21 protein-coding genes are annotated in these 22,166 nt (G+C 69.4%); 9 read left to right on the forward strand and 12 right to left on the reverse strand.

Features of this window, described 5'->3' with window-relative positions:
- Positions 1 to 102: 102 nt before the first annotated feature.
- On the forward strand, positions 103 to 417 hold the full coding sequence (locus AC3WOE_RS29790) for a hypothetical protein (protein WP_492696018.1): 315 nt from the start codon (positions 103 to 105) through the stop codon (positions 415 to 417).
- 334 nt (positions 418 to 751) lie between these two features.
- Here AC3WOE_RS29790 and AC3WOE_RS29795 read toward each other — a convergent pair whose 3' ends face one another.
- The 5 genes from AC3WOE_RS29795 to AC3WOE_RS29815 form a co-directional block, all read right to left on the reverse strand.
- Positions 752 to 1,264 carry a YcxB family protein gene (locus tag AC3WOE_RS29795; RefSeq protein WP_492696020.1) on the reverse strand — a complete coding sequence of 171 codons (513 nt, stop codon included), beginning with the start codon at positions 1,262 to 1,264 and terminating at the stop codon, positions 752 to 754.
- Positions 1,264 to 2,508 (reverse strand): cation:proton antiporter, encoded by a 1,245-nt coding sequence (locus AC3WOE_RS29800; RefSeq protein WP_492696022.1) that lies wholly within the window; start codon positions 2,506 to 2,508, stop codon positions 1,264 to 1,266. The genes AC3WOE_RS29795 and AC3WOE_RS29800 overlap by 1 nt, the downstream gene beginning before the upstream one ends.
- Before the next feature lie 123 nt (positions 2,509 to 2,631).
- On the reverse strand, positions 2,632 to 2,781 hold the full coding sequence (locus AC3WOE_RS29805) for a hypothetical protein (protein ID WP_492696024.1): 150 nt from the start codon (positions 2,779 to 2,781) through the stop codon (positions 2,632 to 2,634).
- 123 nt (positions 2,782 to 2,904) lie between these two features.
- On the reverse strand, positions 2,905 to 4,971 hold the full coding sequence (locus AC3WOE_RS29810; RefSeq protein WP_492696026.1) for a PAS domain-containing hybrid sensor histidine kinase/response regulator: 2,067 nt from the start codon (positions 4,969 to 4,971) through the stop codon (positions 2,905 to 2,907).
- On the reverse strand, positions 4,968 to 5,405 hold the full coding sequence (locus AC3WOE_RS29815; RefSeq protein WP_492696028.1) for a response regulator: 438 nt from the start codon (positions 5,403 to 5,405) through the stop codon (positions 4,968 to 4,970). The genes AC3WOE_RS29810 and AC3WOE_RS29815 overlap by 4 nt, the downstream gene beginning before the upstream one ends.
- 236 nt (positions 5,406 to 5,641) lie before the next feature.
- On the opposite strand from AC3WOE_RS29815, the gene AC3WOE_RS29820 reads away from it, so the two are divergent.
- The 4 genes from AC3WOE_RS29820 to AC3WOE_RS29835 all read left to right on the forward strand — a co-directional run bounded on the left by AC3WOE_RS29820 (position 5,642) and on the right by AC3WOE_RS29835 (position 7,824).
- Positions 5,642 to 6,436 carry a sensor histidine kinase gene (locus AC3WOE_RS29820; protein ID WP_492696030.1) on the forward strand — a complete coding sequence of 265 codons (795 nt, stop codon included), beginning with the start codon at positions 5,642 to 5,644 and terminating at the stop codon, positions 6,434 to 6,436.
- On the forward strand, positions 6,411 to 7,052 hold the full coding sequence (locus tag AC3WOE_RS29825) for a response regulator (protein WP_492696034.1): 642 nt from the start codon (positions 6,411 to 6,413) through the stop codon (positions 7,050 to 7,052). The genes AC3WOE_RS29820 and AC3WOE_RS29825 overlap by 26 nt, the downstream gene beginning before the upstream one ends.
- A gap of 147 nt (positions 7,053 to 7,199) precedes the next feature.
- Positions 7,200 to 7,550, forward strand: coding sequence for a PRC-barrel domain-containing protein (locus AC3WOE_RS29830; RefSeq protein WP_492696038.1), 351 nt, complete (start codon positions 7,200 to 7,202; stop codon positions 7,548 to 7,550).
- 73 nt (positions 7,551 to 7,623) lie between these two features.
- Complete coding sequence (locus AC3WOE_RS29835) at positions 7,624 to 7,824, forward strand: hypothetical protein (protein WP_492696040.1); 201 nt, start codon at positions 7,624 to 7,626, stop codon at positions 7,822 to 7,824.
- On the opposite strand, the gene eutC is transcribed toward AC3WOE_RS29835, so the two are convergent.
- From eutC to AC3WOE_RS29850, 3 genes are all read right to left on the reverse strand, one after another.
- The gene (gene eutC, locus AC3WOE_RS29840) at positions 7,821 to 8,612 is read right to left on the reverse strand and encodes an ethanolamine ammonia-lyase subunit EutC (protein ID WP_492696041.1); all 792 of its coding nucleotides are present in this window, start codon (positions 8,610 to 8,612) and stop codon (positions 7,821 to 7,823) included. The two genes, AC3WOE_RS29835 and eutC, sit on opposite strands and share 4 nt — an antisense overlap.
- A complete protein-coding gene (locus tag AC3WOE_RS29845; protein WP_492696043.1) occupies positions 8,609 to 9,979 on the reverse strand; it encodes an ethanolamine ammonia-lyase subunit EutB in 1,371 nt (456 codons plus the stop codon). The genes eutC and AC3WOE_RS29845 overlap by 4 nt, the downstream gene beginning before the upstream one ends.
- A gap of 160 nt (positions 9,980 to 10,139) precedes the next feature.
- Entirely contained in the window at positions 10,140 to 11,021 is an 882-nt protein-coding gene (locus AC3WOE_RS29850; protein ID WP_492696045.1) for a LysR family transcriptional regulator, read from the reverse strand.
- A 131-nt stretch (positions 11,022 to 11,152) separates the two neighbouring features.
- Between AC3WOE_RS29850 and AC3WOE_RS29855 the strand changes: the two genes are divergently transcribed.
- On the forward strand, positions 11,153 to 12,109 hold the full coding sequence (locus AC3WOE_RS29855) for a DMT family transporter (protein WP_492696047.1): 957 nt from the start codon (positions 11,153 to 11,155) through the stop codon (positions 12,107 to 12,109).
- Positions 12,110 to 12,212: 103 nt separating this feature from the next.
- On the forward strand, positions 12,213 to 14,249 hold the full coding sequence (locus AC3WOE_RS29860) for a hypothetical protein (RefSeq protein ID WP_492696048.1): 2,037 nt from the start codon (positions 12,213 to 12,215) through the stop codon (positions 14,247 to 14,249).
- Positions 14,250 to 14,254: 5 nt separating this feature from the next.
- On the opposite strand, the gene AC3WOE_RS29865 is transcribed toward AC3WOE_RS29860, so the two are convergent.
- Entirely contained in the window at positions 14,255 to 16,804 is a 2,550-nt protein-coding gene (locus AC3WOE_RS29865) for an ATP-binding protein (RefSeq protein WP_492696050.1), read from the reverse strand.
- A gap of 129 nt (positions 16,805 to 16,933) precedes the next feature.
- Here AC3WOE_RS29865 and AC3WOE_RS29870 point away from each other — a divergent pair, with 129 nt between their 5' ends.
- The gene (locus AC3WOE_RS29870; protein WP_492696052.1) at positions 16,934 to 17,791 is read left to right on the forward strand and encodes an alpha/beta hydrolase family protein; all 858 of its coding nucleotides are present in this window, start codon (positions 16,934 to 16,936) and stop codon (positions 17,789 to 17,791) included.
- Here AC3WOE_RS29870 and AC3WOE_RS29875 read toward each other — a convergent pair.
- Positions 17,788 to 18,654: a GNAT family N-acetyltransferase gene (locus tag AC3WOE_RS29875; protein WP_492696054.1), complete on the reverse strand. Its 867-nt coding sequence runs from the start codon at positions 18,652 to 18,654 to the stop codon at positions 17,788 to 17,790. The two genes, AC3WOE_RS29870 and AC3WOE_RS29875, sit on opposite strands and share 4 nt — an antisense overlap.
- A gap of 101 nt (positions 18,655 to 18,755) precedes the next feature.
- Here AC3WOE_RS29875 and AC3WOE_RS29880 point away from each other — a divergent pair, with 101 nt between their 5' ends.
- The gene (locus AC3WOE_RS29880; protein ID WP_492696056.1) at positions 18,756 to 19,535 is read left to right on the forward strand and encodes a ThuA domain-containing protein; all 780 of its coding nucleotides are present in this window, start codon (positions 18,756 to 18,758) and stop codon (positions 19,533 to 19,535) included.
- A gap of 629 nt (positions 19,536 to 20,164) precedes the next feature.
- Here AC3WOE_RS29880 and AC3WOE_RS29885 read toward each other — a convergent pair.
- Both AC3WOE_RS29885 and AC3WOE_RS29890 read right to left on the reverse strand, forming a co-directional pair.
- Positions 20,165 to 20,809 carry a hypothetical protein gene (locus tag AC3WOE_RS29885; protein ID WP_492696058.1) on the reverse strand — a complete coding sequence of 215 codons (645 nt, stop codon included), beginning with the start codon at positions 20,807 to 20,809 and terminating at the stop codon, positions 20,165 to 20,167.
- A 469-nt stretch (positions 20,810 to 21,278) separates the two neighbouring features.
- Entirely contained in the window at positions 21,279 to 21,704 is a 426-nt protein-coding gene (locus AC3WOE_RS29890; protein ID WP_492696060.1) for a hypothetical protein, read from the reverse strand.
- Positions 21,705 to 22,166: the final 462 nt, after the last annotated feature.

Raw genomic sequence — 22,166 nt, forward strand, 5'->3', positions numbered from 1 at the left:
TCACGGCATTGACCTCAAGCCGCCCATGTCACGTCTCTCGCTATCTCGAAAGAACGTGTTGACTCTTCACAGCTAGGGCGGATGCTAGGAGGCCTGGAGGACTTGATTTACCTGGCATGCATGGCCGTGAGCAGTCTGGGACTGCTGGGTGCCGCCGGGCTGTGGCTGGTCGGTCGCGGGCTGCTTGCGCACAACGTGTGGGCGCGCTGGTGCGCGTGTGGGCTGCTGGTGATCGTCGGCCTCACGGCGCTGATGACGTTGCTCCTGTGGGGCAGGCGGTGGCTGGCGTGCGGCGTTCTTCTGTTTGTTGGCGTGGCGTTGCATGCCCTGTGCACGGGCGACCCTGCAGCGGGTGGGATTCAGCAGGCGAAGACGCGGAACATCCCCGTCGAGCAACCCGGGGAACCAGCGCCGTGATCGCAGCGCGGCTCAGGAGCCTGCATGACCCACAGGCATGTTGATCTCTTGCGAGTCGGCGCGACAATGACTGTCTGGCGATGGCGGCTGTGGGATGACAGGCCGCCGTATGAGGTGGCGACCTCGCGTTCGGTGGTCAACCAAGCGCCGACGCCGGCAGCGGATCATCAGAACCGCATAGGCCACCGCCGATGCGGCGCTGCGCACCAGCCCTTGATCCAGTCTCCGCCCGCTGCTTCGATAGACCATCTCGTAGCTGCCTGTGGTGGATCCGAGGACAGCTAGTCGGCGGCCTCAGCCTGAGGCAACGACGCCGACGTTCTAGCGGTTGGCATCACGACCGCTTGCGAGGCTCGCCGACGGGCCCCACCCGGTCAAGCAGCCGCATCCTGAAATCGCTTTGGGCTTCGACCGAGTCGAAGCACCGCTTGGGGATCGGATGCAGCAGCACGTCGGACTGGTAGAGGACAAAAACATCCCCGTTCTCTCGCCACCGATAGACGTTCTCCCAGCGCAGCAGCCCTTCCCCGTTCGCCGTGCGGAACTCCAACCCGCCGGCGCTGATCTCGACCGACGCCGGCTCCTGAAGGGCGCGCTGCTGCGCATACAGGCGCCGCACCTTCCAGGGCAGGTAGAGCCAGTACCAGGCGGGAAAGTAAGCGATCGCTGCCAAGCCGATCGCGTCGGTCCAGTCGCGTTCTCCAGCATGCCAGGCGTACAGCAGCACGATCAACGCGACCAGCACCAGGACGATGATCAGGCCGCCCAGTACGGCAAACGCAGGGCGAGGCTTCATGCCTGCGCGGATCGCCGACAGGTAGTCGGCGGAACTGATCTGGATCTGCATCAAGCCGCCTCCGCCCCCTCGACCCGCTTCCGATACCGCAACGCCAGCGTGATCAACGGGCTGGTCATGGCCGTGGTGGCCAGGGCCATGATGAGCAGGATGGTGAACATGTCGGGCCCGATGAGGCCGACGTCCAGGCCGACCTTCATGACGATGAGCTCCATCAGGCCGCGGGCGTTCATCAGCGCGCCGGTGGCCATGCTCTCGGGGCCGTTCAGGCCGGCCACGCGGGCGCCCAGCCAGCCGCCCACCAGCTTGCCCACCGTCGCAACGCCCACCACCAGCAGCATTGCGCCCAGGGCGCCCCCGGCAAAGGCCGAGCGGGTGGTCGACAGGCCGGCCAGCGCGAAGAACAACGGCATCAGCAGCACGATGGACAGGGGCTCGATGCGCTGCATGACCGACTGCAGCAGGCGGTCGTCGCGCGGCAAGATGGCGCCGAACAGGAAGGCGCCGAACACGGCGTGCAGATGCAGCCACTCGGTGGCCGCGGCGCAGGCGAGCAGGCCCAGCATCAGCGCCGCCAGCACGCCGAGCGTGGGCTCGCCATCGGGCGCGCGCGTCGCCAGCAGCCGCGCATACAGGGGGCGCGCGACGACGTAGAGAACGGCCCCGATGGCCAGCGTGCCGCCAGCGATGCGGGCCAGGCTGGCATAGCCTTCGCCGGCGCCGGCCAGCGCGACGACAAAGGCCAGCAGCACCCAGGCGAACACGTCGACGACGGCGGCACCGGACAGGGCCAGCTGGCCGAAGCGGGTCTGGGTCATGCCGCGGTCCTTCAGGATGCGCGCCATGACCGGGAAGGCCGTGATGGAGACGGCGGCCGTCATGAAGAGGGCAAAGGGCCAGAAGCCAACACCCGCAGGCGCCAGGCCAGGGTGCAGAGCGGGGCTGATGGCCAGGGCCAGCACGGCCGGCGCCAGCACGCTGAGCAGGCCGACGCTGCCGGCCGAGCGCAGCTGCGAGCGCAGGCCGCCCGGTGCGCGGATCTCCAGGCCGACGACGAACATGAACAGCACCAGGCCCAGCGTGGCCAGCGCGTTCAAGCCGCCCAGCAGGGGCCTGGCGAAGAGCTGGGCGTGGAGGTCCGGCAGGTAGAAGCCCATCACGGCCGGGCCCAGCACGAGGCCGGCGGCCATCTCGCCCACCACCTGGGGCTGACCCAGATAACGCAGCAACCAGCCGCAGGCGCGCGCCACGCCGAGGATAACGATGAGCTGGAGGAGCAGGGTGGTCGTGGACATCGGAACCGGCAAGCGCGCGAAAGGCGCGCAGTTTAGGCGCCGGTCGGGCGGCCTTGCTGCGGCTGCCGGGAGCCACCCGCCTGTGCAGGGCGGCGCCGAAGTCGTCCCTGGACTGCTGGCGCCTCAGTGGCCCAGCCGCACATAGGCGGTGGGCAGCTCATATGTCGAGGCGGCCACCTTGGGCTTGGGCAGCTCTTCGGGCCCGGGCGGTGGCGGCACTTCCTTGCGGCAGGCGCTCAGCGCCGCCGCGGCGACCAGGGCGGCGACGGTCAACAGCAGGACTCTCTGGCGGGGCGGCATTGGGCAGGCAGCGGATGAGACTCCAGCACTTTCGGCGCTCCGCGGCGGCGCCGCAGTCGGCGCCCGGGACTTTGCCCTGTAGGCCTGGGCCGACGTTCAGGCGGGCTGGGCGGCCTCGGTGAACGCAGTCAGCAGCGTCTCATGCAACGCATCCGGGTCCAGCGGCTTGGTCAGGAAGGCGGCCATGCCTAGACGCTCGCTCTGGGCGCGTTCCTGCGGCATGGCGCTGGCGGTCAGCGCCAGCACGGGGGCCTGCAGGCCGGCCTCGCGCAGCCGGCGCGTGACCTCGAAGCCGTCCATGTCGGGCAGGTGCAGGTCCATCAGCACGGCGTCGAAGGCTGGGTAGGCTGCGGCCTCGCGCAGGGCGCTTTCGCCATCCGGCGCCACGGTGACGTCCAAGGCGGCCTGGGCCAGCACGGCCAGCGCGATCTCCTGGTTGACGGGGTTGTCCTCCACCAGCAGCACGCGTCGGCCGTGATGGCGCAGGCGCAGCCGTTCGGCGGCCGACATGCGCAGCGACGGCCCCTCCTCGAAGCCGCGCGGGCGCTGGTCGCGCGCGAGTCGGGCCGTGAACCAGAAGCGCGCGCCGCGGCCCGGCTTGCTGGCCAGTCCGACCTCGCCGCCCATCATTTCGGCAATGCGCCGTGTGATGGCCAGGCCCAGACCGGTGCCGCCATGGCGGCGCGCGACGGACGGATCGCCCTGCTCGAAGGCGCTGAAGAGACGTCGCGCCACGTCGGGGCCGAAGCCGGGGCCGGTATCGCTGACCTCGAAGCGCAGGCGCACCGCATGGGCATCGCCGTCGTCATTGGGCAGTTGCGTGACGCTGAGGGCCACCTCGCCGCAGTCGGTGAACTTGACGGCGTTGGCCACCAGGTTGAGCACCGCCTGGCGCAGCCGCGTCGGGTCGCCGAGCAGGCGCTCGGGCAGGCCGGCGGCATCCAGCCGCAGCGCGACGCCCTTGGCCTGGGCCTGCGGGCTGAACAGGCCCAGCGACTGGCGCAGCAGCTCGGGCAGGGCCAGCGGTAGCTGTTCCAGCTCCATGTGGCCGGCCTCGATCTTGGACAGGTCAAGCACGTCGCCGATCAAGGTCATCAGATGCGCGGCGGCGCCTTCGATGGTGTCGATGCGGGCGGCCTGTTCGGCGTCGGTGATCGAACGCGCCAGCAGGCGTGACATGCCGACGATGGCATTCATCGGCGTGCGGATCTCGTGGCTGATGTTGGCCAGGAAGGCCGACTTGGCCTCGTTGGCCGCGCGCGCGTCAGCCATGGCGCGTTCCAGCGCCGCCGTGCGCTCCTGCACCCGCGCCTCCAAGTCGCGGCGCGAGCGCTCCAGCGCGTCGATGGCGGCGCGGCGGTCGGTCACGTCGAGGTGGATGCCCAGGGCCCGCAAGGCGCGGCCCTCGGCGTCGCGCTCGACGACCTGGCCGGCATCCAGCACCCAGATCCAGTGCCCATCGCGGTGGCGCAGGCGGTGCTCGCAGCGGTAGCTGTCGGTGGCGCCGCGCAGATGCGGCAGCAGGGAGGCGTCGATGGCGGCCCAGTCGTCCGGATGGACCAGGGCGCGCCAGCCGTCCAGATGCGGCTCGATCTCCTCGACGCGGTAGCCCAGCATCTCGGCCCAGCGCTCGTTGACGTGAACCTCTCCGGTGGCCACCTGCCAGTCCCACAGGCCCAGGGCCGCGCCACGCATGGCGAGCGACAGCTGCTGCTCGTTGCGCGTCAGCCGCTCGGCGGCCTGGCGCTGCTCGGTCACGTCGCGGGCGACCAGATAGCGTGGCTCGCCATCGCCGGCCAGGCGGCCACGGTGGACGCGGAACAGCCGCGGACCGGCCGGCGTCTGCCAGGTTTCGGCTTCCACCACCTCGAAAGGTCCGTGCAGCATCACATCCTGCAGGCGACCGATGAGGCTGCTGCCGGGCTGTGGCGCCACGGCCAGGCCGGCCACGCGGGCCGCTTCTTCGTTGCAGAGCAGGCAGCGACCCTCGGCGTCGTGCACGACGACGGCCATGCCGGCGTCGGCCAGCACCGCATTCAGCATTTGCACGGCCTGCACGCCCAGCGCCTGGCTGCGGCGGCGCAGCAGCCGACTACGGCCGAAGTCGCGCAGCCGGCGCAGCCAGCGCGCCGGGCCCGAGGCAGGAAGGGGCAGGGCGCTCAAGCGGAGGCCCCCAGCGGCCGGGCTGCGCGGGCAGTGTTCAGGGCCGTCAGGCGGCGCAGTTCCAGCTGGGCCTGCACGCGCGCCAGCAGCAACAGCGGACGCAGCGGCAGGCTCAGGCAATCGTCGGCGCCCAGGGCCAGGGCCAACTCCTCGTCGCCGCCCGCGGAGATGAAGATCACGGGAATGGAAGGGGCCGCCGCGGCACCGCGCAGCCGGTTCAGCAGATCCAGGCCATGCTGGTCGCCCACGGTCTCTCCCAGCAGGACGAGGCCAGGCGCGGGCTCGCTAGCGAGTAGGCGCAACAGGGCCGCGCCCGAGGCGACACTGCGCACCCGGTAACCCGCTTCGCACAGCAGCGCGCTGAAGCCGGATGGTGCGGCGCCCGCCAGCATCAGCACAGGCGCGGCGGCTTCGTAAGGGAGAGAAATGAGCATGGGGCGCATCTTGTTCGTGCCGCGCCCGTCTGGCGAGGGGGTCCTGAGGGGTTTCCGGCAACCCCGACAGCAGCCGTCAAGAATCCCCTACACGGCCGGCATGGCGCTGTTACATCTATTGAAGGACAGTGGCTACTAGGCGAACAGAAGAGGGGTGCCATGTGCGATGAAGGACCGATGACCCTGCGGCGGCGCGTGCGCGCCTCTGCGCAACGCTGCACCCGCTGAGACAGGCCATGCTTTGGGCGGGACTTGTCGTGGCCCTGCTGGCAGCCATCGCCGGCATCTGGACCGCGCGGCGTCGGCTCGCGGAGTGCGCCCAGCACATCGCCCAGCGTCGGCACGTCGAAACCCATCGTGACGAGCTCACGCAGCTCAACCGCCGGCTGTTCGAGCAGGAAAAGCGCACCAGCCACCGGCTGGCCCAGTCCTTGCACGACGAACTCGGCCAGACCCTGGCCGCGCTGCGCCTGCACTGGGAGGCGGGTCGCGCGGGCGGCGCCGTGCAGCGCGAGCGCATGGACGAGCGCATCGGCAACCTCATCACGCTGGCCAACCGCCAGGTGCGCGACGTGCTGGCCGAGATGCGCCCGCCGCTGCTCGACGAACTCGGCCTAGCGGCCGCCATCGACAACGAGATCCGCCAGCATCGCCCCGAGGACGGCGAGGCCCGCATCGAGTTCCAAGCCAGCGACGCGACGCAGATGCAGCGCTGGCCGGCCGACATCGAATACGCCGTCTTCATGGTCGCCCGCGAGGCTCTGCTGAATGCGCTGCGCCATGCTGGCGCCCAGACCATCCGGGTACGGCTGGACGGCGACGAACTCCTGCTCGAGCTGTCCATCAGCGACGACGGTCAGGGCCTGCGGGCGCCGGTCGGCGCCGGCCTCATCGGCATGCGCGAGCGCGCCCTGGCCATCGGCGCCGCGCTGTGCATTGACGGCGGTCCCGGTCGTGGCACCATGGTTGAATTGACCTGGGAAGCCACCGACGAGACGCCCGCCGATGAGCCGCATCTACTTGATCGATGACCACGCCATCATGCGCGACGGCCTGCGCGTCGTGCTGGAAGCCGCCGGCCACGAGGTGATCGGCGAGGCTGCCGGCCCCACCCCCGCCCTGGCCGACCTCGGGCGCCTGCTGCCCGACGTCGTGCTGCTTGACCTGCGCCTGGGCCAGCGCTCCGGCTTCGAGCTGCTGGCCGAGCTGCAGAAGCGCGGCCTGCAGTTGCGCGTCATCGTGCTGACCATGTCCGACCAGCCCCGCCACGTCGCCGAGGCGCTCAAGCTCGGTGCCTGGGGCTATCTGCTCAAGGGCTCGGCCAGCTCCGAGGTGCTGCAGGCCGTCACGGCCGTGGCAGCTGGCGAGCGCTTCCTCAGCCCGCAGGCGGCCGAGTTCGCCGCCTCCATGCTGACCGCCGGCGGCACGCCCGGCGACGAGGGCGACCTGTCGCCGCGCGAGCGCCAGATCCTGCTGATGGTGGCCCAGGGCGCGACGAGCAGCGCCATCGGCGAGGCCCTGCACCTCAGCCCCAAGTCGGTGGACACCTACCGCAGCCGGCTGATGAAGAAGCTGGGCCTGAACGACATCGCGGCCCTCGTCAAATGGGCCCTTCGCGAGGGGCTGATCAGCCTGGACGAGAACTAGGGCCTGCTCCTACACGGCCGGTGCGCGCCTCCCGACTGCCTCGGCAGGCCATGACAAGCATATTGAACCCATGGTGTTCAGCACCTGGCGGGGCGGGCGAGCCGCTTGCCCCGTGCTCTCGTGTTCAACTTTCTGCAGGAGCCCATCATGGCCAGCGTCACCCCCACCATCTCTTCCTCCAAGGTCGAAGGCACCACCGTCTACAGCCCCAGCGGCGACAAGCTCGGCTCCATCGACGACCTCGTCATCGACAAGAAGTCCGGCCAGGTGCGCTACGCTGCACTGGAGTTCGGCGGCTTCCTCGGCATGGGCACCGACCGCTACCCCCTGCCCTGGGACCAGCTGAGGTACGACACCTCCAAGGACGGCTATGTCGTCAACGTCGACAAGGCCCAGCTGGAACGGGCGCCGCGCTACGCCAGCGACGAAACCCCGACGTACAACGACGAGTACGGCCGCAAGGTCTACGACTACTACGGTTCGACCTGGTGGATGTAAGCCGGCGCATGCCGCTTGCAATCGAAGGGGCGGCACTGCCGCCCTTTCTTGCTTCTTGAATCCGGAGGCTGCCATGCCTGATCCCACCCGCACCCCGCCCATCCCGCCCGAACCCGCTGCCACGGTGCCGCCGCGCTCCGGCGACGTCCAACGGCCGACCGCCAAGCAGCGCCCGGCGCGCGACGTGAAGGAAGGCGCTTTCGATGATTCGGTGGCCGGCGAGGAAGACCCGGGTGCCGGCATCGACACCATGACGCCGCGCCACAGCCGCTAGCCCGCGAGCAATCGCATCAATGGCGCGCCCGCCGCCGACGGCAGAGCGCGCTCGTCTTCCTCGTCCTTCAGCGCCACGCCGCTGAGCTGGCGCGTTCGCGCCTGGTCCAGCAGCGTGTGCAGCTTGGCTGCCGCTGCTGCCGGCGCCAGGCCTTCGGGGCGCACATTGGAGATGCAGTTGCGCTCGGCATCGACGAGGCCCAGGCGCGGCGCCCAGCTGAAATAGACACCGAGACTGTCCGGTGCCGACAGGCCCGGCCGTTCGCCGATCAGCACGACCACGCAGCGCGCCTTCAGCAGGGCCCCCACCTCGTCGCCCAGGGCCACGCGGGCCTGCGTGGCGACGACCGGCGGCGCCCAGCTCCATGCCCCCTCGGCCCGCAAGCGTTCGCGCAGTGCAGTGAACAAGGGCAGTGCTTGGCGTTGCAGGGCCAGGGCCGAGAGGCCATCGGCCAGCACGAAGGCGAGATCGACCTCGGGAGCCTGCAAGGCCGCGAGCGCCGCGGCGCTGTCATCGCTGAGGCGCCGGCCCAGGTCCGGCCGCCGCAGATAGACGGCCCGGTCCGGTGCACGGCTGCCGACCTGCAGTGGCGCTTCGCCCAGCGCGCGCAGGCCGGCCAGCAGCGCTTGGGCATCCAGGGGTGCCTGGACCGCATCCCGCGCCTCGGCATGCGCCTGCTGGAAGGCGAGATGAGCGGCGGTCGGCACGCTGGCGCCGGCGCGGCCCAGGCCTATGCGCGCGGCCGTGTAGCGGCGCAGGCTTGCCCAGCGTTGCTCGACGACGCTCATGCTCGCTCCAGAAGTGCCGCAAATCGTGCGGGAAGATCGCCGTCCGCCAGCCGTGGGGCGTCGGCTTCGAACACGCCCATGCGCTGCAGCCAGGCCTCGAACTCCGGTGCCGGCCGCAGGCCCAGCAGGCGGCGCATGGCCAGGGCGTCGTGGAAGCTGGTGCTCTGGTAGCCCAGCATGATGTCGTCCGAGCCCGGCACGCCCATGATGTAGTTGCAGCCGGCTGCGCACAGCAAGGTCAGTAGGCCGTCCATGTCGTCGACATCGGCCTCGGCGTGGTTGGTGAAGCAGACGTCCACACCCATGGGCAGGCCCAGCAGCTTGGCGCAGCAGTGGTCTTCCAGGCCGGCGCGCAGGATCTGCTTGCCGTCGAACAGGTATTCCGGCCCGATGAAGCCGACCACGCTGTTGACCAGCAGGGGCTCGAAGCGCCGCGCCACCGCATAGGCCCGGCACTCCAGCGTCTGCTGGTCGCAGCCGTGGTGGGCACCGCTGGACAGCGCGCTGCCCTGGCCGGTCTCGAAGTACATGACCTGGCGCCCGCCGCGCTTCAGCGCCAGCGCTGCCTGTTGCGCTTGCTTCAGCAAATCCAGCGTGATGCCGAAGCCGCGGTTGGCGGCCTCGGTGCCAGCGATGGACTGGAACACCAGGTCCACCGGCGCGCCGCGGTTGATCGCCTCCAGCGTCGTGGTCACATGGGTCAGCACGCAGCTCTGGGTCGGGATCTCGTGGCGGGCGATGACGGCGTCCAGCATCTGCACGAGGCGCATCACCTGCGGCAGGTTGTCGGTCGCCGGGTTGATGCCGATGACCGCGTCGCCCGATCCCATCAACAGGCCGTCGAGCAGGCTGGCCGCGATGCCGGCCTCGTCGTCGGTCGGGTGGTTGGGCTGCAGCCGCGTGGCCAGGCGCCCGCGCAGGCCCAGCGTGCTGCGGAACTGCGTGACCACCTCGCAGCGCCGCGCGATCAGCATCAGGTCCTGCACGCGGCAGAGCTTGCTGACGGCGGCGGCCATCTCCGGCGTCAGGCCGGCGGCGATCTGCGCCGGCTCGACCGCCTCGGCCAGCAGCGCGTCGCGCAGGCCGCCCACGGTCAGGTGGGCGATGGGCGCGAAGGCGGCGCCGTCGTGGGTGTCGACGATGAGGCGCGTGACCTCGTCGCTCTCATAGGGCACGACGGCTTCGCTGAGGAAGGCCTTCAGGGGCAGGTCGGCCAGGGCCAGCTGCGCGGCGATGCGCTCGCGCGCATTCGCGGCGGCCACGCCGGCCAGCTCGTCCCCCGAGCGGCGCGGGCTGGCCCGGGCGAGCAGCGTGCGCAGGTCCGCGAAGCGGTAGCGCTCGCCAGCGAGGGTGTGCGTGTAGGCCATGGCCGGAGTGTGCTCCGTGGCGGTGGCGCGCGCATGACCGGGCGATGACGCGGCGACGCCGCACGGCTGAGGATGCCTGGCTCGGCCTCCGGCGGGCGGCTGCCGGTAGGCGCCGTGCTGATGCTGGCGACTCGGCAGCCCGGCGCCCGCCTGGGCCAGTTCAGACCCAAGTCTGTGCCACTGCGTCCCGCACCGCTGCCACGGCGGGCGTGGCCATGGCTGTCGCACTGCTGATCCAGCAGAACCAGGTCGGTGCCGCCCAGCCCGGCCAGATGCGGGCCTGGCCCGCGTCTTCCATCAGCACGGCCTGGTCGCGCCTGACCATGCCGGCGCCCATGCCCGCCGCCACCATGCTGCGCACGGCCACTTCTGTGTCGGCCTGCAGGCCGATCTCCAGCACGGCGCCGGCCTGGGTGAAGAGGCGTTCCTGGTGGATGCGCAGGCCGCAATCGGGCGGCGTCGTCACCCAGGGCAGGGTGGTCAGGCCCGCGAGGTCGGCCGGCAGGCCGCCATTGAGGAGCAGGCGCTGGGGCACCACCGGCACGATCTCGCAGGCCTGCAGGCGCTTCACCTCCAGGCCCTCGATCTCGGCGTGCTCATGCAGCACGCAGGCGCAGTCCAGCTCACCCTTGCGCACGGCGGCGATGGCGCGCAGCGACACCAGCTGCTGCAGCTGCAATTGCACGCCGGGATGGTGCTCGGCCAGGTGGACGAAAACCTCGCCCAGGCGCAGGGCCACCGCGTCGCTGACCGTGCCCATGCGCACCTGGCCGCGCGCCTCGCCGCGGATCTGCGCCGCGGCCGCCTGCATGCCCTGGGCGGCAGAGAGCGTGCGGCGAGCCTCGGCCAGCAGGCGCTCGCCGGCCGCCGTCAGCGTCATGCCGCGCGCGCTGCGCTCGAACAGCTTGACGCCGAACTCGTCTTCCAGCGCCTTGAGCTGGGCGCTGACGGCCGGCGGGCTGGTGAACACGCGCTCGGCGGCGCGCGTCAGATTGCCCTCGGTGGCCACGGCAACAAAGGTCTTGAGCTGGTAGATCTCCATGGCCTGCATTCTGCGCAGGGTGGCGCGGACGGGGGTGCGGATTTTCCGAACGGGACGGTCCGCCGAAACGAATGGATGGATTCGCGCGGGGCGCCGAGAGTGAGGGCATAGGAAATCGTCTGGAGCCCTCCATGACCGCCAACTCGAATCCCCGCGCCATCGTCGCCCTGCTGCTCGCCACCTCGGCCTGGGGCAGCCTCTTCCTGATCGGCAAGCCCGTCGTCGCTCAGCTCGACCCGGTCTGGTTCACGCTGGTGCGCTACGCCCTCGCCACCAGCGTGCTGGCCCTGCTGGTGCACTTTGCCGGTCAACAGCCCTGGGCCAAGCTGCGCCGCCACGCGCTGCGCCACAGCCTGGTCGGCCTGGCGGGCTATGGCGTGTTCAGCATCATGGTCTTCCACGGCCTGCGCCTGTCGCAGCCCTCGCACGGCTCCGTCATCATGGCCACCATGCCCTTCACGACGCTGGGTCTGCGCTGGCTGCTGGACGGCCAACGCCCGCCGCTGCGCGCCGTGGCTGGCGCTGCCCTGGCTCTGGCCGGCGTGGCCACAGTCGCCAACCTGTTCGGCCATGCGGGGGAGATCAACGGCCGCATGCTGCTGGGCGACGCCATCACGCTGACCGGCACCCTGGGCTGGGTGTTCTACACCCGCGCCATGGCCAAGCTGCCCGACCACAGCCCGCTGGAATACGCCGCCCTGACGGCCATCGGCGCCCTGCCCTGGCTGGCCGTGGCCGCCGTGCTCGCCACCCTCGTCGGCTGGGCCCCAGCCCCGTCGCCCGAGCTGGTGCTGGGCCTGGCGCCCAAGCTCGTCTACATCGCGCTCATCCCCACCGTGCTGGGCGTGCTGGCCTTCAACGCTGGCGTGAAGCAGCTCGGCGCGCCCATGGGCACGCTGTTCCTGAACATGGTGCCGGTGTCCGTCATCGCCGTGCGCGCCTTGCTGGGTGAGGCGCCGCATGCCAACGAGATCGCCGGCGCGGCCCTGGTGGGCGTCGGCCTGGCACTGACGGTGTGGACGCCCAGGGCGGCCCCCGCCCGCGTCGCCGTGGCCGCACCGCTGCGCGCCACGCCCTGCACGCGCTGAGGTCGGCAGGCAGCCTGCTGTTCGTGCCCGGGCTCCGCAAAGCTGAGGATGCCCGCCCCCGCACCGGCGGCTAGCGTCGCGGTCTTGCAGCGGAGGCAACGAAATGAACAAGCTCCTGGCAACCAGCATCCTGGCCCTGGCATCGCTGGGCTCAATGGCAACGGCGCATGCGGAGGGCGACAGCCCCCGCGTGCGGGCCAAGCAGGCCCTGAAGCGCAAGGCCGCGGCACCGACCTTCAACTTGCTGCTCGATCAGCAGCCGGTCTGCCCCGACAAGGACGCCGACTGGGCGACCTGGCGCGACCAGCGGGTCGACGAGTTGCTGGCGCTGAAGCCCGTCACCGCGCCCGGCGAGGCCTATCTGGATCTCGAAGACGTGATGGACCGGTCCAGCCGCTTCACCAGCTTCCTCGATCTCTGCGCCAGCACCGGCCACACCGCGCCGCTGGCCGTCGTCGGCAACTTCTCGAAGTTCGTGCGCACCCAGGACAACGCCAACTACAACAAGAGCCTCGATCACCAGTTCGGCCACCAGCTCGACGACGTCGCGTTTTTGCGGCGCATCGAACCCCAGGTCACCCTGCCCTGTCTGCTGCAAAGCCCCGAGTTCCTGCGCAACATCAGCGACCCCGCGCGCTACCACGACGCCTTCAAGCTCATCGACACGCAGAACCATCCGCCGGCCGGCGTGACCCAGGTGGCGGGCTGCCCGGTCGATGGCCAGGAATGGAAAGTGCTGCTCTACCGCTCGCAGTTCCTGACCACCCCCGACGACGCCGAGACCTTCGGTCGCTTCTTCGTCCTCGTGCCCGGCAAGACCGACCAGGAGTACGACCGCTGGATCCAGTTCGGCATCTGGCTGCCCGACGATGGCCTCGACCACAGCAAGACCATCCAGAACGTGTCGGTCGTCGCCGTGGCCCGCGGCACTGACCCGCGCGCCGACGGGCGCTTCGACGCCGTCGTCGACTGGTATCGCGTGCCCAAGCCGGGCAGCTCCGGCGAGCTGACGCTGAAGTTCCGGCGCGAGATGCCTGAGCAGATCACCGACAACTGCCTGCGTTGCCACAAGACCATCCCCATCGGCATCCATCCCGGCGGCCTCTACCAGTTCGTGAACAACCAGGTCACGCCCGTCACCCTGCCGGCTCTGAAGCCCAAAACCGCCAAGCCTTCCAGCGCCAAGCCTTCCAGCGCCAAGCCGGCGCAGGCCGCGGCGCCTTTGCCGGCCGACGTGGTGGCCGACCTGAGCCGCTACATCCGCACCGCATACCGCCGCTCACCGGTCTACGAGGTCGACGCCAGTGACGGCATCGCCTCGCCTGCCAACTACGGGCCCCAGTTCGGGCCGGACGCCAACAACGGCGGCCCCGTGCGCACGGCAGCCTCGCTGCAGTCCTGCACCGGCAACCTGAACCCGCAGTCGGTGCAGCGCGTCATCGCCAACATGAACTGCGCCGAGTGCCACAGCGGCGCCTCGCGCCGCGGCGTCGGCATGCTGAACTTCCCGCTGGCCACCGAGAAGCGCACCCACAAGGATGACGGCTCCATGCCCAACATCATCCGCTCCCACATCCTGGGCAACCAGATGCCGATCGGCTCCGGCGGCCAGGGGCCCAATCTGTCGCAGCCCGAAAGAGAGGCGCTGTACAACTGCCTGTCCAAGGAGTACTTCGACCCCGCCGCCAAGTCCGGCCTGTTCGTCGACTGGCTCAAGGGCAAGAGCGCCAGCGTGCCGGTCGCGTCGCCCGTCGTGACGCTGGCGGCCACCACGGCGCCCAAGCCCAAGAAGCTCGTGCTGACGAAAGCCGCCAAGGCCGCCGCCTTCTCCGAATGCATGAGATGCCATGACCCGGCCACGCCCGACGAGGCGCCTGCGCTGGCCGGTGTCTTCATGCGGCCCTTGGCCAGCGCCTCCGGCTACGCCTACTCGCCCGATATGAAGGCGGCCGGCGCGCTGCGCGACGCCCAGGGTAAGCCCCTGGTCTGGGACGAAGCCAACCTGATGGAGTTCCTCAAGGACACCAATGCCTTCCTGGCGGCCCGGCTTGGCCACGCTGCCGACTCCGACATGGCCAAGCGCTATGCCGACGAGGACTTCCGCCGCACCGTCGTCGAACACCTCAAGACGTTGAAGTAATCCCCTCAGGCGATGCCGGCGGGCCGGGCCTTGGTCCGGTCCAGCTTCAGCGCGATCTCGGCGGCCCTCTCGTTGCTCATCGCGGCGCCGCGGGCCATGCATTGCTCGCGCTCGTCCGGCGCGATCGCGGTCTGCAGGGCCGCCATCAGCTCCTGGCGCACATGGCTTTCTACCGGCTCGCGGAAGTTCTCGCCGCGCCAGCTGTTGGCCGCCTCGGCCCGGCCCAGCACCACGGCCGCATCGCGCGGGCGGTCGTCCTTGAAGGCCAGCATGGCCAGCATGTCCAGGCTCTGCCACACCGAGCCGTTGAGCTTGTCCAGCTTGAAGGCCTCGCCGGCCTGCTCCAGCGCCTCGGGCAGCTGTCCGTCCATCATCAGCGCGGTGGCGAGGTTGGCGATGTAGACGTGCAGCTTCTCGGCATAGCGTTCGTGCTGCGCCAGCGCCACCAGCGCGCGGCCCTGCACCACCGCGCTGGCGTAGTCTTCGTCGGTGGCGGTGCACTGCTCGCGCGCCATCATCGCGAACAGCATGCGGAAGGTGTCGCCGGCCTCCTCGGCCAATTCCATCTGGTCCTGGGCCAGGGCCTTGCCTTCGTCGAGGCGGCCGAACAGATTGGCCACGTAGTCGCGGGCGTTCAGCAGATCCCAGTAGGCCAGCGGCGGCCAGGTCTCCTGCTGTCGCCGCCACAGCGCTTCCATTTCGTCCACCGCCTGCTGGGCGGTCTCGTACTCGTCGCACAGTGAGGCCGAGATGGCTAGCCGGCCCAGGGCTGCATACAGGCCGGCGTCGTCGCCAGCGGCCCCGTACAGCACGACCGCGCGGCGGGCCGCCTCGATCTTCTCGCGGCTGGAATCGTCGTGCAGCAGCGTGCCGAGCGTGTGCTGCAGCCGGGCCTCGGTGCGGGCGTCGAGCGGGCCGGGGCGGCTCAGCGCCTCGCGGCAATGCTTGCGGCCCTCCAGGCACTGGCCCGCCGCGCCGAACAGCCAGCCCGACGCGCCCGCCAGCGAGGCGTGCAGGCCCGCGTCGGCCTGCGCGGCCCAGGCCAGGGCCGCGCGCACGCTGTCCAGGTCGGGCAGGAAGCGCCGCAGCCGCCGCTGCGAGGCCTCGGCCCAGCGCTGTTGCAGCGACGACAGGAAGAGCTCGTTCATCACCTCGGCGTGCCGACGCCGCACGGCCTCGGCCTCGCCCGCCGCCACCAGCATCTCGGCGGCGTATTCGCGGGCGCTTTGCAGCAGCCGGTGACGCTGCGGGTCGCTGCGGTCGACGCGCATCAGCAGCGACTGGTCCACCAGCACGCCCAGCAAGGCCATCGCGTCGTCGCCGCCGGCCTCCATGTCGCGCAGCAGGGCCTCGGCCTGGTCCACGCCGAAGCTGCCCGCGAATACGCTGAGCCGCCGGAACGCGACCTGGGCCGCCGGCGCCAACAGCGAATGGCTCCAGGCCAGCGCGGCGCGCATGGTGCGGTGGCGGGCCGGGCCGCTGCGCGAACCGCCGGTGAGCAGGCGCAGGCGTTCGCCCAGGCGCTCGCGCACGCCGGCCAGACCCAGCAGCGGCACGCGCGCGGCGGCCAGCTCGATGGCCAGCGGCAGGCCGTCCAGCTCGCGGCACACCTCGGCGGCGTCGGCGGCGTTGCGGGCGTCGATGCGAAAGCCCGCCTCCAGCGCGGCCACGCGAGCTTCCAGCAGCTGCACGGCGCCATGGTCGCGGACCTGCAGGCCATCGCCCTCCACCGGCACCGACAGCGGGTCCAGCCGGTGCACATGCTCCTCCGAGCGCTTCAGCAGCACCTGGCTGGTCAGCAGCACGTGGGCGCCGCTGCCCTGGATCAGCTCCTGCACGAACTGGTCGACGGCCTCCACCACCTGCTCGCAGTTGTCCAGCACCAGCAGCGTCGACTCGGGCAGGGCTTCGATGACCTGGCGCGCCGCCAGCTCCTTGTCCGGCAGCCACAGGCCCAGGGCCTGCGCCACGGCGGCCACCACCAGCTCGGCGCTGGCCACCGAGGCCAGCTCCACCAGCCACACGCCGCCGGCGAAATCGTCGCGCACCGCTTGGGCCACGGCCTGCGACAGCCGCGTCTTGCCGATGCCGCCGGCCCCGACGATGCTGACGACGCGGTGCTCGCGCACCAGTGCGGCCACGCGTGCGATGTCGTCGTCCCGGCCTATCAGCTGGGGGCCCTGCAGCGGCAGGTTGCCGGGCCGCAGCGGCGGGCTGACCGGCGCGGCCGCTGCGGGCAGCACGGGTAGGGGCTCGGGCGCCACGCTGAAGCGATAGCCCACGCCGGGGATGGTCTTGATGGTGTCCGGGCCGAGCAGCTTGCGTAGCGTCGACATCTGCACCGACAGATTGCCGTCCTCGACGACGAGGCCGCGCCAGCAGATCTCCAGCAGGTCCTTGCGGCTGACGATCTGGGACGAGCGCTCGGCCAGCAGCTGCAGCACGTCGAAGGCGCGGGCACCCAGCTCCACCTTCTCGCCGCGGATCAGCAGTTCCCGCTGCGTTGGGCGCAGCTCCAAGTCCGCGAACCGCATGGACTGGAGCGGCGCTTGCATTGCCGTCATTGCGCCTCCCACAAGCTGCAGGGCCCCACTGTACGTTCTGCCCGCCTGCCTGAGCGGTGGCCGGCGACGGCATGCCGCATCACCGGCCTGTCATGTCGGCCGGCTAGCCTGGGCGGCGCCATGCTGCAGCTCGCCAACCTCACCCCCTGGGCCTGGGCCCTGCTCGCCTGCATCGCGCTGGCTGCCGCCATCACCGTGCTGCAGGGCAAGCTGCTGTTTGGCCGCACCTGGGTCATCCGCCGCACCGACCCCGGCCCCGCCGCCGCCCGGCGCCGCACCGAGGCCGTCTGGCTGGAGCGCCCCGGCGGCGTGCGCCTGCAGGGCTGGTTGACTGTGCCCGTGGATGAAGCCCCGCCGCGCCGCCTGCTGCTGTGGTTTGGCGGGCGCAACGAGCACGTCGCCTGGACGCCCGACCTCGCCGGCTGGCTGCCCGACGACTGCGCCCTGCTGGCCTTCAACTACCGCAGCCTGGGCGAGAGCAGCGGCTGGCCGAGCGAGGCCGCCTGCGTGGCCGACGCCGAGGCTGCCGCGGCCTGGGGGCTGGCTCGGCTGGCCCTTTCCTCGAGCGCCCTGCATCTGGCCGGCCGCAGCTTGGGCACCGGCGTGGCCATGCAGCTCGCTGCGCGATTGGCGGCTGCGGGCCGCCCGGCAGCCAGCGTCGCGCTGATCAGCCCGCTCAAGAGCCTGCGCGCGGTGCTGCGCCGCAACCCGCTGATTGCGCCGCTGACGCCCTGGCTGCGCTCACCGCTGGACAGCGTCGCCGCCGCGCGGGCGGTGGGGGGTGGTGGGGCGGTGCTGGTTCTGCTGGCCGAGCGCGACGATCAGGTGCCGCTCGCGCATTCGCACACCCTCGTGCAGGCCCTGCGCCACGCCGGTTCGGCCGTCACCGTGCACCAGCTCGCCGGCACCAACCACCGCAGCCTGGCACGCACGCCGGCGGCGATGCGGCAGCTGGGCGGCTGGCTGGAGGCGGGTTAGAGGTCCAGCCGCATGAGGGCCTGGTGCAGCGGCTCGACGGCAAAGCCGCGGCGCTGCAAGGCCTCGCCGCCCAGGTCGCCGCGCTGCAACTGCGGCACGCTGACCTTGGCGCCCGGGTGGGCCGCCAGCAGCGCCTGCACCAGGGCCTCGGCATCCTGCTGGGCGGGGTTGCGGTCGATCAGTGAACGCACCAGCACGCCGCTCTCCCGGTCGCCCGTGAACACCAGCTGCGCGCTGCCGCGCCGCCAGGCCGTCCAGGGCACCGTCAGCACGCCCACGACGTCGGCGCCCACCTGCAGCGGCAGGTCGGCTATTGATCCCTCGGCCTCGCGCAGCCAGGCCAGCGCTTCGGCCTGGGTGCAGGCCAGCTCGGCCGGCGGCGTGCGAGGCTCGCCGGCCTCCTCTTGGTTCACCACGTGCTGCCACCCGTGCAGGGAATGCCGCTCCACAAAGCCATGGCGGCGGTACAGGCGGGCGGCGCGCTCGTTCTGCACGAACACCTCCAGCTCCAGCGCCTTCAGGCCGGCCTTGCGGCCTCGTTGGATGAAGTCCTGCAGCAGCTGCACCGCCGCGCCGCTGCCGCGCGCCTGCGGCACCGCGCCCATGGTGCCCAGCCGCCAGCGCTTGAGCGCGGGCCGCGGCGCCACCAGGGCGAAGGCGAGCACGTTGCCGTCCTCCGCACTGACCGCCGCTCGCCCCAGGCTCAGGTCCACGCCCTGGCGCAGCACAAAGCCCGGCCATTGGTCCAGGGCCAGGTTGAAGGGGCCGATCAGGTAGTCGGCAAAGGCCCGCACGAAGGCCGCGTGCAGGGCTTCGGGGGCGAGCTGGTCGGTGGGGACGAGGGAGAAGGGCGTCGAGGGCATCCGGGCATTCTGGCCACGCCGGGCTCGCGGCCGCAAAGTCATGCGCCTTGCTCTCGCTTGAGCGCCGCCTGTAACCGCGCGGTGGAAGAATCGGCTGCACCATGATCAAGAAGACGCTGCAGACCCTCGCCGTGGCCGCCACCGTTGCTGGCACCGCCGTGCCTGCACAGGCCGGCGACGCCCAGTTCTCGCTGCTGGTGCTGGCCATGCCCACCAAGTACCACTACGAGTACATCCCCATCGCGCGGGACAGCTTCGAGAAGCTCGCCAAGCTGCATGCCTTCGAGCTGACCTGGACGGCCCAGCCCGGCGCCTTCGAGGGCGACCTGAGCAAGTACGCAGCCGTGGTGCTGCTGAACAGCTCGGGCGAGGAATTCAACGAGGCCCAGCGCGCGGGCCTGGAGCGCTACATGAAGGCCGGCGGCAACGCCGTCGTCGTGCACCGCGCCATCATCAGCAAGCCGGGCCTGTGGCCCTGGTACGAAAAGCTCGTCGGCCGCAGCTTCGTCATCCATCCCATGCTGCAGACGGCCGTCGTCACGAAGGCCGACGCGTCGCATCCCGCGACGTACGGCTTGCCGGACCAATGGATCTGGTCAGACGAGTGGTACGAGTTCAGCAACCCGCACGGTGTGAAGATCAACCCGGTGCTGGCCGTGGACGAGCGCAGCTACGACCCCACCAAGATCTGGCCCGGCCAGGTCGCCAAGGGGATGGGCTCCGACCACCCGGTGAGCTGGTGGCACAACGTCGAGAAGGGCCGCGTGTTCGTCACGGCGCTGGGGCACAACGGGGAGATGTACCGCGAGGCGCGGTATCTGGATCACCTGTGGGGTGGCCTGTGGTGGGCGGCCCAGGGCGGAGCCTCGTCAAGGCCCTGAAAGTATCGGGTCTGCCGAGGCAGGCGGGAACTGGGGCAGGCAGAACACGTCGCCGAAGTGCCAGAGCTGTTCACCGGCGCAACGTCGATTCATCGCACCGTGTGCGTGGGAAGCCTTCGGCGCCTGGCAGCATGCAACTTCGCCGGCGACGAGTCACCCAAATGCACGGGCTTTGAGCAGCCGGGCTGCCTCAACCAGCTCGACGCGCTTCGCGTGCCAAAGTCTCGTTGACCTGTTCCAGCTTGTCTGCGGATTCGCTGAGGCGTTCCTCTACCTTTTCAGCTGCCGCCGTCGCCACCCTTCGCAGTGCCAAGTTAAGCAGAGGCTAGTTCGGTTGCCAACCATTCGAAATGGTGCGGTGAACGGCCCCGGATTCGCGGAGGCTTCTTGTTCGCTCGAGGCCTTGAGGCGGCAGGACGCCGTGCTTGTCGAGCAAAGTGCTACCGCGACTGGAAGCCTTAAGGACCAGGCGCTGATCCTGAACTTGGTCCCCAAGGTGTCCGGCTGCCCTAGCCCATGCAGGGCAGTCGCTGCGTTGTCAGGACCTCTTGTGCCAACAATCGAGGCTGAAGTTGCTGGGCATCTGCAGAGAGAAATCCTGATCACCTCGCACGCGCATCTGCGCCCGACTATTCGATTGGACTTCGATAGCGATCGACTCCGAAGACCATGAGCGCCTTGTCCACAAAACGGAAGTCAGCGCCAGGCGTGTAGCGACGCTGGCAGTCGATTACCTTTGACAGGAAGCGAACGAAGCATCGATAGCTTTCGAGCTTCGTGTTCGACTTGGCCTGCAGCGACGGCAGCTTCGGCGTTTGAATCGACTGAAAGTCCTCTGGGAAGCGCGACTGCAGGAGGCGGCATGCCGACTCAACATTGACATCTACGATGGGAAAGTACCCTGGATGACAGAAGTGAAAAATCGCCGAGACGGTCGGAAGTTGAAATCCTTGAGTTTCAACAAGTCTTTCGAAGAGAGTGCCGTGATGCGCAAAGACATCGCTTGGAGAGACTGCGGTGGTACGTATGCCGGCGATGCAACTGACAACGCCGAGTACGTCGCGTGGAAACGGGACTTGTGACTTGTAGTTCTTGACCTCTATCAGCGGCGCGATCAGGTCGATAGCTCTCTTGGTTTGTTCACTCGACAACACCTCAAGGATTGACGGAGAGTCGTAGCGCGCCATGAGGCCTAGAAGGTCTTTGTACCTGGCATCGCCATAGTTCGGGTAGACCTTGTCAAACTGGCTTGCATAGGGTTCTAAGTCAATCATGTTCCTGGAAGATGAGGTCGCGTGTGTTTCCGATCAAGGAAACGGATGGCGCATAGGCGCATGTATTCAGTCAGTTAGCAGGCGACGAGCCTCGTCGTCGAGATCATCGGCACAGACGGCTGAAATTATCTGCAGCAGCAAGCCGATGCGATAGGCGGCAGTTCCCTTGGTCTTCGCCATGTTCGTGGCACCGCGCCAGCTTGCCGGGAGGCCGCCAGCGACAGCATGCCTCGTGCTGGGCCTCGCTCATTCAGGTTGGCCAGGCCAATGCCAACGCGCTGGTAGAACTCGAACACCAGGTGGTGAGCTTGGATCCGCGCTCGTTGGTCCAGGAGCGAGTCCAGGGACGGACAGGGCTTCTCGGTGGATGGCTCGTTGTCGGACATACGGGTTCCTGTCTTGGGGACGATCGACACGGGACGGCGGGAGTGCGCGAGGGCTCGCTGCTGAGGTTGCCTTGAGCGAATGCCTAGATGAGACGAAGCACCCCAAGCAACGCCAGAAACGCCAGCGCGAGGACAAAGAAGATGCCACCGATGTCGATAGCAATATATGACCTACGCGCAAGCCAGGAATAGCTGTGAGTCCAAGACCAGACCTTGCCTTCGCGTGCAGCGACAGCAGCCAGGAAAATGCCGGCCAGCCCCGTGCCTGCAAGTGCGAAGGCGACGAACAAGCTGACGAAGCAAGCCGCCAGGAGCGCCTTTTGGTACTGCGGTGCATTGGCCAAAGGCACGATTTTTTCGGCGAAGCTGACCGTGAGCACTAAGGTGCCAGCAATCAAGGTGAGGAAGTGCTTGGTTAAGTCCTTCATCTGCTCATACTGGAACTCGACGAACCGTTCTTCCGGCGATAGCAAAGCCTTTTCAGTTGCCTCGGGCAAGTCGCTCGTCATTTCGCTGCTCCATAAGTGCCTGGATGGCGGCTACGGGCATGGCCAATGGGCGAACAATACACCCAGCCATCGGCGGCATTGCCGCGTATCCGACCTTCTGCCAAGCAGTTCATCGAAGGGCTGCAATCAGCCGATTCTGTTGAAAACTCGCGCCCCGACCATGATGCACTTTCCCAGGGGTTCCTCGACCATTGCCGACATTGCGATCGTCGATCCTGGATCGATCTGAGCGGTGGATTTTTCTACTGGAACGTGTGCGCGTTCACAGATCGAGTTTCTCGACAGAATCAGCCTCAAGCTGACTTAGCGGTGGATCGCAACGTGTAGGTCGGCTTGAGGCTGGGTGCTACCACTCGCAGGTGGCATGCGTGGGTCAGCAATGTGCGGCGGATTCAACCGGTCATCGCAACACATGCGCTGAATCTCTCAGCGGGCGTCTGGAAGCCGAGCGTCTTGCGCGGC

The sequence above is a fragment of the Roseateles sp. FW305-36 genome, assembly GCF_058787015.1.